Here is an 8,050-nt window from a genome sequence, read left to right as displayed (position 1 = left end):
AGGTTGTTCGGGATGTCGTCCAGGCCGACGATTGGTCCGGACCCGATGACCGATGCGAAATCACCCATAAGTGGCAGCCTCCGCCAGCAGAGCCCGCACCAAGCGCGAGCGGCAGATGTTTCGACAAAGAAAATTTATTGATCATCAAAAATCAACTTAAAGTTGTGTTGTGGCCAGAGTGCAGGTGCGGACCATCGGTCCGACACGCAACCCTAAAAGGCGCTTATATCAGTCTGTTTTTCTCCAAATACGTGCTAGAGGGTGCTGGAGACACGGTGGGGACCATCGTCGCGGGCGAAGGGGAACACGACGCATCGGCTCAGGCGTCCGGAACACTGACAGGAGCGGGACCGACAGGAGAGGTGGGGGAGGGAGTACAACGAAGACTGGTCGTGTGGGTCATTGCGGCACTCGACCGCGCGGGCATTTACCGAACAAGTTCAAAAAGCCCGACGAGTTGCGTTGCCCGCGGACCAGCACTGGACGTAATACCAAACGCTAAACAACATTCATCGCTGCTCACACGACGGAGATTTATCAGGAATGTTAGACGGCACACTGCTTTATCTCATCTTGGCGAATGTCGCAGTCATAGTCGGATATTTTCTGTTTTTCTGACGAAACCGGTAGACCGTCGGCAATGGTGCTGGCAACGCGCCGGCCGTACGTGGTCGCCGACAACTCCAATCGCAACCAGCTTGAGGTCGCCGCCGCGATCCTGCGCGGGCGCTGAATGCGATCGCGGTAACAGCCCCTGCGTGGCTGCGGACCCGCACGCCGCTCACGTCAGGTCAGGTCAAACTATCGGCCCATGAGCCGCAGGTGAGGGGTAAACATGCCGTCCCATATCTCGCCCATAACAGACAGGCTCGGTCAGGACCTCGACCCACCGATACGCGTCATCCCTGATACCGGCCCGCAACGCCCCGCTCGAGACCGACCAAGCACATCTGACGCCCGCACCGGACGACGGGCCTCGCCGCTGCGCTTACGCGTCATCGTCAAGTCCCCAACACAGATCCGGCCGGAATTTGCCGGCACGCTTTGCAGGCGCGCGTCCGATGGCGCTGAAGTCGCCATAAGCGCAGGCCGCGCTGCAAGCCTCACACTGGCTTCGCTGCCGCATAGCGGCGAAAAGCTGCGCTGAGTGTCCTGACTGCGTACATACCTACAGTCACAGCCACAGCTATGGCTTGGCCCGCGCTCGGGCCGGCCGTGCTCTCGGTCGACCAATCGGGGTCGGTCTGCCAATCCGCCCGGCGGCCGCATTTCGAAGCGCGACGACTTGGATGCGCGATGGTGCGGCAGTCGTGCCGACCAATCATACACAATCAACAAACGCTTTATAGGCGGATTGCATGAACCAACTCTTAGAAGCTAATCGCTTGCAGTCCGAGCGTATCGAACGAATCGCCGTCTTCATCGACGGAGCGAACCTCTACGCCGCCTCCCGGACCCTGGGATTCGACGTGGACTACAAGAACCTGCTGGCGCATTTCCGGCAGCGCTCCTACCTCGTGCGCGCCTACTACTATACCGCGCTGCTCGAGACCGAGGAGTACTCGCCGCTCCGGCCGCTGGTCGACTGGCTCGGCTACAACGGGTATTCCGTGGTCACCAAGCCGGCCAAGGAATTCACCGACGCCACCGGGCGGCGCCGGGTCAAGGGCAGCGTCGACATCGAGATGGCGGTCGACGTCCTCGACCTCACCCCCTCGCTCGACCATGTGGTGATCTTCTCCGGCGACGGCGACCTGCGCCGGCTGGTCGAATCGGTGCAGCGCCGCGGCGTGCGGGTGACGGTGATCTCCACCATCCGGACCCAGCCGGCGATGATCGCCGACGACCTGCGCCGCCAGGCGGATGCTTTCATCGACCTCGCTGATCTCGCCGAGCACATCACCCGTCGCCAGGTCGAGCCGCGTCCACGTACTGCGTTGACCAGCGCCAAGCCAGTATCGACACGCGCCACACCGGCCGCGCCCTTCGAGGATGTTTCCGATCTTCCGGTGTGACCGTCACCCCCTGTGATTGGCGGATCTTTGTGATGCCAATCGGACGAGAGCCGTGGAGGCGGCAGCGCTGCCAGATGGCTCTCAGCATCTTCGTCACGTCTTCAGCCCGCGTGCGCTGTACGCGATGACAACCTTTGCTGGGTTTGGCTCAGGACGAGCCGGCGTGCGATGACGAAGATCGTTGCAATCCAGACATGTCTGGCACCGATGTTTGCGGCGTAGTCTGACACGATAGTGCGTCGCCGATAGGTCCCGCTCGGCTTATCCCTGCTGACGGAACAGGCGCTCGGCGCCCTGCGCAGAATTCCGATGCCGATTTACCCGCGCCTGGACGTCGCGGCCGATGGTTCCCTAGGCCGATCTCGGTCGCATTGATCAGAGCCTGTTGGCCGCGGACGCGGCCCGACCAAGGGGCTGCGCCCCTCCGCGCCTCAAGGCGACCCGCCTTGGCGGGCAACCCGCCCGGTCTCCCCAACCTTCCTGCGTGCAGGCTGGGAGATCCCCCTCCGGGCGGGTTGACCTTGACGCGCTCCACCCGCTCACCGGCGCGGTGCCTCGCCTCCGAAAGCTGTTGCTTTCGAAGGAGAGGGACGATGAGGAAGAACACCCCTGACCTGGCCGACCTGTACCAGCAGATCACCAATCGGGTCATCGCGGCGCTGGAGCATCAGCAGAAGCCCTGGACCCGTACCTGGCACAGCAGCCAGCCCCAGCTTCCGCTGCGTCACTGCGGCACGCCGTACCGGGGCATCAACACCGTGCTGCTGTTTATGGCCGCGATGGCGAAGGGCTACCGCACCCCATTCTGGATGACGTACCGGCAGGCACAGGCCCTCGGCGGGCAGGTCAGGCGCGGCGAGACAGCGACCACGGTCACCTACTCGGATTCCTTCGAGACGCTGGACGACAATGGTCAAGGTGTCGCGGAGCCGAAGCGCATCTGGTTCCTGAAGGAGTACAAGGTTTCCAACGCCGAGCAGACCGACGGCCTGCCAGCCCGCTTCTACGCGGCCCCGCTGACGAGGCCCCATCACGCGCGCATCGCTCAGGCGGAAGCGTTCTTCGCGCACCTCCGGGCCGACATCTGGCATGGCGGGGACGTGCCGTTCTATGCGCCACGGCTCGACTTCATCCAGATGCCCCCGTTCGAGAGCTTTATCGATGCGGAGGCCTATTACGCCACGCTGGCGCATGAGGCGGTGCACTGGACGGGGCACCCGTCGCGGCTCAATCGAGGCCTGGCCACAAAGCGGTTCGCGGAGCACGAACTCGCGGCGGAGGAGCTGATCGCCGAGATGGGGGCGGCCTTCCTATGCGCCGCACTCGGGGTCGACAGTGATCTGCGCCACGATCACGTCTCCTATCTCGCGCACTGGCTGCGCCTGCTGCAGGCCGACAAGCGGGCGGTGTTCACGGCGGCGGCGCTGGCGCAGAAGGCTGTCGACTTCCTGCACAGCCTGCAGCCGGATGCCGCACCACAAGAATAACCAGTCACGCGTGACGGTTGGGCCGCCGCTGGCCCGACCGCGCCCGCAGCCACTCACCGGTTCGGGCAGACACCGTATCGGCGGGCGCCGCATTGCGCATGGCCCGACGCTAGTTGCGGTCTGCTATTGCAGGTTCTCGTAAGAGAAGCCGTACAGCGTGATCGCGTTTTCGCGGCACAGGCCCGAGCACGGCGCCTGCTGCCCGGCACTCCACCAGGTCTGCATGCCGATGCCCGGCGCAGCGTTCTCGCCGCCGTCGGTCGCCGCGCGCGGCACGTTCTGCGTGAAGCTGCCCAGGGTCTGCCCGTCCACGAACACCGTGAGCCGGCCCGGCTTCCACAGGTACTGGTAGGTGTGCCGCGCGCTGCCGTCGATCCCATCCAGACCGATGCTGGTAAAGGCATTGTCGGCGTTGCTGGCCAGACCGGGATCGCTGTCCCAGTGCAGCGTCGAGTAGAGCGCGCCGCCGTCCAGCCGCTCGACCAGATCCATTTCCGGTCCCGGCCACACATCCGTGGATGGCCAGAGCAGGGCATAGGGACCTGGCGCGGTGCCGCTCATCGACAGGTCGAAGGTGTAGAGGCCGTAGCCATAGCCGGCCGTTGCGCCGGTCGGCGGCAGCATCGCGCCGCTGTCGATCTCGGCGCCATCCTGCACCATGCGACGGATGGTGACCTGTCCGGCCACGCTGGTGTCGACCCCCGGTCCCCAGCTGCGCGAGAACAGCCCGAGACCCCGGTCGAAGCTTTCCGTCACCTGGATGCTCGAGCCGTCCAGCCGCGCGCCCGGCTTGGCGCCCTGGTCGCCCGCAGGCGCGACATAGCCGGCCTCCCGCAGCCTCGGTGCCACCGCCTGGCCGTCGCTATAGGCCGCCGCCAGCAGCGGGTTGCCCTGGACGAAGCGCTTTTCGTCGACCGTCAGGCCGCGCTCGTCACCCGGCTGCGCCGGCGGCACCGACGGCGACAGCGAGGGGTTATAGCCGGCAATCGCCAGCGCCGCCCCGTCATCGACCGGCCGGGGTGGCACGACCGTGGTGCTCGGGACGTCCTGTGCTGCCGGCAGCGCGGGAAGCCGTGTCGGGTTGTCCAGCAAGGGCGTCGTCGCCGGCCCCGTGCCCGCATATTGGCCGGTCATCGGTGCCGCCCAGGCACCAGGACCGCGGGTCGCCGGCACGCCTACCGCAAAGCCGCCAACCGTACCTGGCTGCCACGCCGGCCCGGCCGGAAGCGGCGCCGGCGGCACGCTCGGCTGCGTCATCGTCATGCCGTACCAGGCACTGACCGCCGCCGCGGAAGGGGCAGCCGGCACCGAACTGGCCGGACCAGGCGCGGCCGGACCGGTCATGGTCATCGCCTGCCAGGCGGCGAGGGCACCGGCGGCCCCGTCGCGGAGCGTCGTGGCCGCCGCCCACCTGCCCCGCGCGGGGGCGCTATGCCTTTGCATCATCCCGTCCCTCCCTTTGGCGCCGGCGGCGGCGACAGCCACCAGCCCTGCGTGAACCCACACCACTCCCGGCCACCCTGCGGTTTCCCCCGCTGGCAACCCGCCAGCAGCACGCCGAAGTCGTTCCAACGAACCGTCTCGGCCTGCGCCGGCGTCAGCCGCCCCAGCGGGGTCGGCTGCGGCATGCGCTGCCCGGCCCACCAGCCACCGCCGGCCGCACACAGCACCAGCCCACCCACCGCCAACCGCCGGATCCAGGACACCTCGCGGGCGACCCGCGCCATTTGCGACCGGCACTCGGCAGCCGCAGCCGTGGCGGCTCGCCCTGCCGCCTCCCGGCCGATCCGATCCGCCGCGGCGCGGAGCTCCTCCGCCGAGCGGGCCAGGCTGACCATGCTGGCACGCAGCGGATCGCTCTCGCCCATGCCGGCCTCGTCGCAGAGCGCCGCCACCTGTTCGGCCGTCACGCCACTCACGGCAGCAGTTCCAGCGCGTCGGCCTCGGCGTGACGCGCCTCGAACACCCGGAACCAGTCCTTGAGCTGAAACCGCTCGACCGGGCCGAGCGGCTTGCCGTCCTCCCCGGCCTTGCCTGCCATGGCTTCCGCCAGGCCGAGGCCGAGGCTCCGCACCTTCTCGAGGCAGGCGAGGTTGCGCACCGGGACCGGCAGTGCCCCGGCCTCGACCCAGCCGACGAAGGCGGACTCCCGGCGCAGCGGCGCGAAGGCCATCTCCGGGGTCTGCCCGCGCTTCACTACCGCCTCGCTCAGAACCAGGAGCGTGCTGCCGCCATCCAGCAGCCCGGCATCGCGCAGCGACAGCGCGTGCGCCAGGTCGTCCGGGTGCGGCCCGAGCATGTAGGCGCCCACCGCCTGGACCCCGCTTTCCTGGCAAAACCCGACCAAGTTCAGGTCGCGGATGAAGTCCGCCAGGGCGCGGTCCTGACCGCCGCCGATATCCACCAGTGCCGAGACCGGGCCGGGATGATCGGAGAGCGTGCCCAGCACCTCGGTCATCAGCTCGGCGAAGTCCTCCGGCGAACCGCCGGCCGGCACCCGCGCTGCCGGGTAGAGCCGCGACAGCGAGGGGTTGCGCACGTCGGCGTCCACCAGGATCACCGCCCGCTCGGCCTGCATGGCGCGCTGCGCCAGGGCGTCGAGGTAGGTGGTCCCGCCCAGCCGGCCGCGGCCGAACCGCACCACCAGCTTCTTGCCCGACGCTACCCGTCGCACCGCCTGTCCGCCCGTCATCGCCGTCTCCCGCCCTGGTCAGCCATCCATCCCTTTGGTTCGCTCAGCGGCTGCGCTCCCGCATCTCGCGGTCCAGCGCCGCCAGCCGACGCCGGGCAGCTTCCTCGTCCCGCGACAGCAGCCCCTGCATGCCGCGGCCGCCCCCTGCCGGCGAGGCATCGGATCGCGGCGAAGGCGCCTGCGACGTACCTTGCCGGGCAGTCGCGCGCGGTGCTGCCGTCCCGCGCTGGCGAAGCCGCTGCCATGCCATGCGTGCGGCACCCGCCGCCCGTCGACGCGCCCGGGCGCCGTCGGGTCCATCGGTTCCCCAACCTTCGGGTGCCGGCATCAACCCGGCAGCGATGAAACCCGCCGCCCAGCCATCCCAGGCCGCCCCGTAGGTTCTGATCAACTCGGCAATCTCATCCTCGCGCTCGGCCATCCAGACGGACAACCGGGACCGTCCGGATCCGCCGGCGCGAACATGCTCGCGCATGCGGCGCAGCACAGGATCTGCTTCGTCAGTCGGCATGGCGCGGGCTCTTCGGTTTGTCTTGGCCCGTGACACGCCACGACGCGCACGCGGCCGCGCACGTATGCGTACGGCAGAAGCACGCAAAATCGAGGTGTCGCGCACGGCCGCCGCACGGAAATGCGACAGGCTGCACGCGCGATGAGTTCTGACAGACCAAGTCACCCTTCAGGCGCGCCCTCTCGGCGCGAACGACGCAGGGCCGGGACGTCGACAGCAGGTGACAGAGGGCGGAACGCACGGCTCGACCCGCCTCCGTCGTGCCGCCCTGGAGCCCCTGATGCTCACCACCCCCTGGCATCGCCTTGATCCCGAGACCACCGCCCGCAGCCACGACCTGATGGACAGCCACGCCGCCGGCACGCGCGTGCCGGCGGCGACCCGGGCCGAGATCCGCGCCCTGCTGCAGGATCGCCTGCGGCGCGGCGAGGTGGTCGCCGTCGCCCGTCTCCGCGATGGCAAAAAGGTCTTCCTCGGCTCGCCCGTCGCGGCCGCGGCCCGGGTACGCCAGGGGCTGCATGCGGCCCGGCCCCGCCCGCTCAGGCGTCCGGCGCCTGGCGCTGACGAGCGCCGGGCTTAGGGCCGGACCTCTCGTCCGGGCTGGCAATGCCCTGTGTTCCGCGCGGCTTCTCGGCCTGCCGGGCGGCACGACCCGCCTCCTCGCGGTCGCGCCAGACATCCACCTCGCGCTGCCGCTCCTGGCGGATCTCCGCCTTGGCCTTGTGGATCTTCCTGTCGGTCATCGGAGGCTCCTGAGGCGAGCTCTGCTCCTGACGCGCCCGCTGCGCCTGCGCCGGCCTCTCCGGCACATCCTGGTCCGGGCCGCTGCCGACAGCCGTCTGGGCGGCGCCGATGCGCAGCGCGGCCGCGATGGCGTCCCTGGTGGCCGCCATCCCGTGGGTCCGGTGGTGGTCGTTCCAGTCGGTGCCCTGGCCGGCGGCATGCCGCGCCGGGTCGAGCGGCGGCGCGATCACCCGGGCATGGCCCACCGCCTCGGCGGCCGCTTTGGCCTTCTCCAGGCCGACATTCGGCAGCGGTGTCGGACGCGCCGTCAGGTGGTGGTCGTTGTCGGCAAAGAACACCAGAGGACGGTCCGGCTCGGCGCGCCGGATGGCCTCGGCCAGCGGCTTCAGATTGCTGGTGTCGAGCGCCATGACCATCGGCAGACCGGATGCAACGCCGGCACTCCAGGCGGTGGCGAAGCCCTCGGCGATGCCGAGCGGGGCGCCCGGCCGTGTCAACGGCGGAGGAATATTGGAGCGCCCGGCGGAGTAAAATTGGGGCAGCCGGTAGCCACCGCTTGAGCTTGGTGACCGCTACTGGGTTGCGGTTGGTTTCGGATGGG

8 protein-coding genes are annotated in these 8,050 nt (G+C 68.6%); 3 read left to right on the top strand and 5 right to left on the bottom strand.

The genetic code is table 11. The features are described 5' to 3' along the window. Window positions 1–1,358 precede the first annotated feature (1,358 nt). Both E2C06_RS34370 and E2C06_RS34365 read left to right on the top strand, forming a co-directional pair. Window positions 1,359–2,015: a LabA-like NYN domain-containing protein gene (locus E2C06_RS34370; RefSeq protein ID WP_133293054.1), complete on the top strand. Its 657-nt coding sequence runs from the start codon at window positions 1,359–1,361 to the stop codon at window positions 2,013–2,015. Window positions 2,016–2,608: 593 nt separating this feature from the next. Continuing rightward, window positions 2,609–3,502 (top strand): ArdC family protein, encoded by an 894-nt coding sequence (locus E2C06_RS34365; RefSeq protein WP_133293053.1) that lies wholly within the window; start codon window positions 2,609–2,611, stop codon window positions 3,500–3,502. A 123-nt stretch (window positions 3,503–3,625) separates the two neighbouring features. Here E2C06_RS34365 and E2C06_RS34360 read toward each other — a convergent pair whose 3' ends face one another. The 4 genes from E2C06_RS34360 to E2C06_RS34345 all read right to left on the bottom strand — a co-directional run bounded on the left by E2C06_RS34360 (window position 3,626) and on the right by E2C06_RS34345 (window position 6,615). Next, complete coding sequence (locus tag E2C06_RS34360) at window positions 3,626–4,846, bottom strand: glycoside hydrolase family 16 protein (RefSeq protein ID WP_133293052.1); 1,221 nt, start codon at window positions 4,844–4,846, stop codon at window positions 3,626–3,628. 98 nt (window positions 4,847–4,944) lie between these two features. Then, complete coding sequence (locus tag E2C06_RS34355) at window positions 4,945–5,421, bottom strand: hypothetical protein (protein WP_133293051.1); 477 nt, start codon at window positions 5,419–5,421, stop codon at window positions 4,945–4,947. Next, a complete protein-coding gene (locus tag E2C06_RS34350; protein WP_133293050.1) occupies window positions 5,418–6,194 on the bottom strand; it encodes a hypothetical protein in 777 nt (258 codons plus the stop codon). The genes E2C06_RS34355 and E2C06_RS34350 overlap by 4 nt, the downstream gene beginning before the upstream one ends. Window positions 6,195–6,237: 43 nt before the next feature. Next, window positions 6,238–6,615, bottom strand: coding sequence for a hypothetical protein (locus E2C06_RS34345; RefSeq protein ID WP_133293049.1), 378 nt, complete (start codon window positions 6,613–6,615; stop codon window positions 6,238–6,240). 370 nt (window positions 6,616–6,985) lie between these two features. Here E2C06_RS34345 and E2C06_RS34340 point away from each other — a divergent pair, with 370 nt between their 5' ends. Next, window positions 6,986–7,285, top strand: coding sequence for a hypothetical protein (locus tag E2C06_RS34340; RefSeq protein ID WP_133293048.1), 300 nt, complete (start codon window positions 6,986–6,988; stop codon window positions 7,283–7,285). On the opposite strand, the gene E2C06_RS34335 is transcribed toward E2C06_RS34340, so the two are convergent. Continuing rightward, window positions 7,245–7,946, bottom strand: a complete 702-nt coding sequence (locus E2C06_RS34335) for a toprim domain-containing protein (protein ID WP_165982864.1) — start codon at window positions 7,944–7,946, stop codon at window positions 7,245–7,247. The genes E2C06_RS34340 and E2C06_RS34335 overlap by 41 nt on opposite strands. Between the last annotated feature and the right edge of the window lie 104 nt (window positions 7,947–8,050).

This window comes from Dankookia rubra (assembly GCF_004355005.1).
Taxonomy (GTDB): domain Bacteria; phylum Pseudomonadota; class Alphaproteobacteria; order Acetobacterales; family Acetobacteraceae; genus Paracraurococcus; species Paracraurococcus ruber_A.
The sequence above is the reverse complement of the archived record's forward strand: the minus strand, read 5'-3'. Positions and strand labels throughout refer to the sequence as shown.

Bases quoted from the DNA above. Each gene is read 5' to 3' on its own strand.
- E2C06_RS34370 (WP_133293054.1), top strand. From the start codon at position 1,359: ATGAACCAACTCTTAGAAGCTAATCGCTTGCAGTCCGAGCGTATCGAA.
- E2C06_RS34365 (WP_133293053.1), top strand. From the start codon at position 2,609: ATGAGGAAGAACACCCCTGACCTGGCCGACCTGTACCAGCAGATCACC.
- E2C06_RS34360 (WP_133293052.1), bottom strand. From the start codon at position 4,846: ATGACCGGTCCGGCCGCGCCTGGTCCGGCCAGTTCGGTGCCGGCTGCC.
- E2C06_RS34350 (WP_133293050.1), bottom strand. From the start codon at position 6,194: ATGACGGGCGGACAGGCGGTGCGACGGGTAGCGTCGGGCAAGAAGCTG.
- E2C06_RS34345 (WP_133293049.1), bottom strand. From the start codon at position 6,615: ATGGCCGAGCGCGAGGATGAGATTGCCGAGTTGATCAGAACCTACGGG.
- E2C06_RS34340 (WP_133293048.1), top strand. From the start codon at position 6,986: ATGCTCACCACCCCCTGGCATCGCCTTGATCCCGAGACCACCGCCCGC.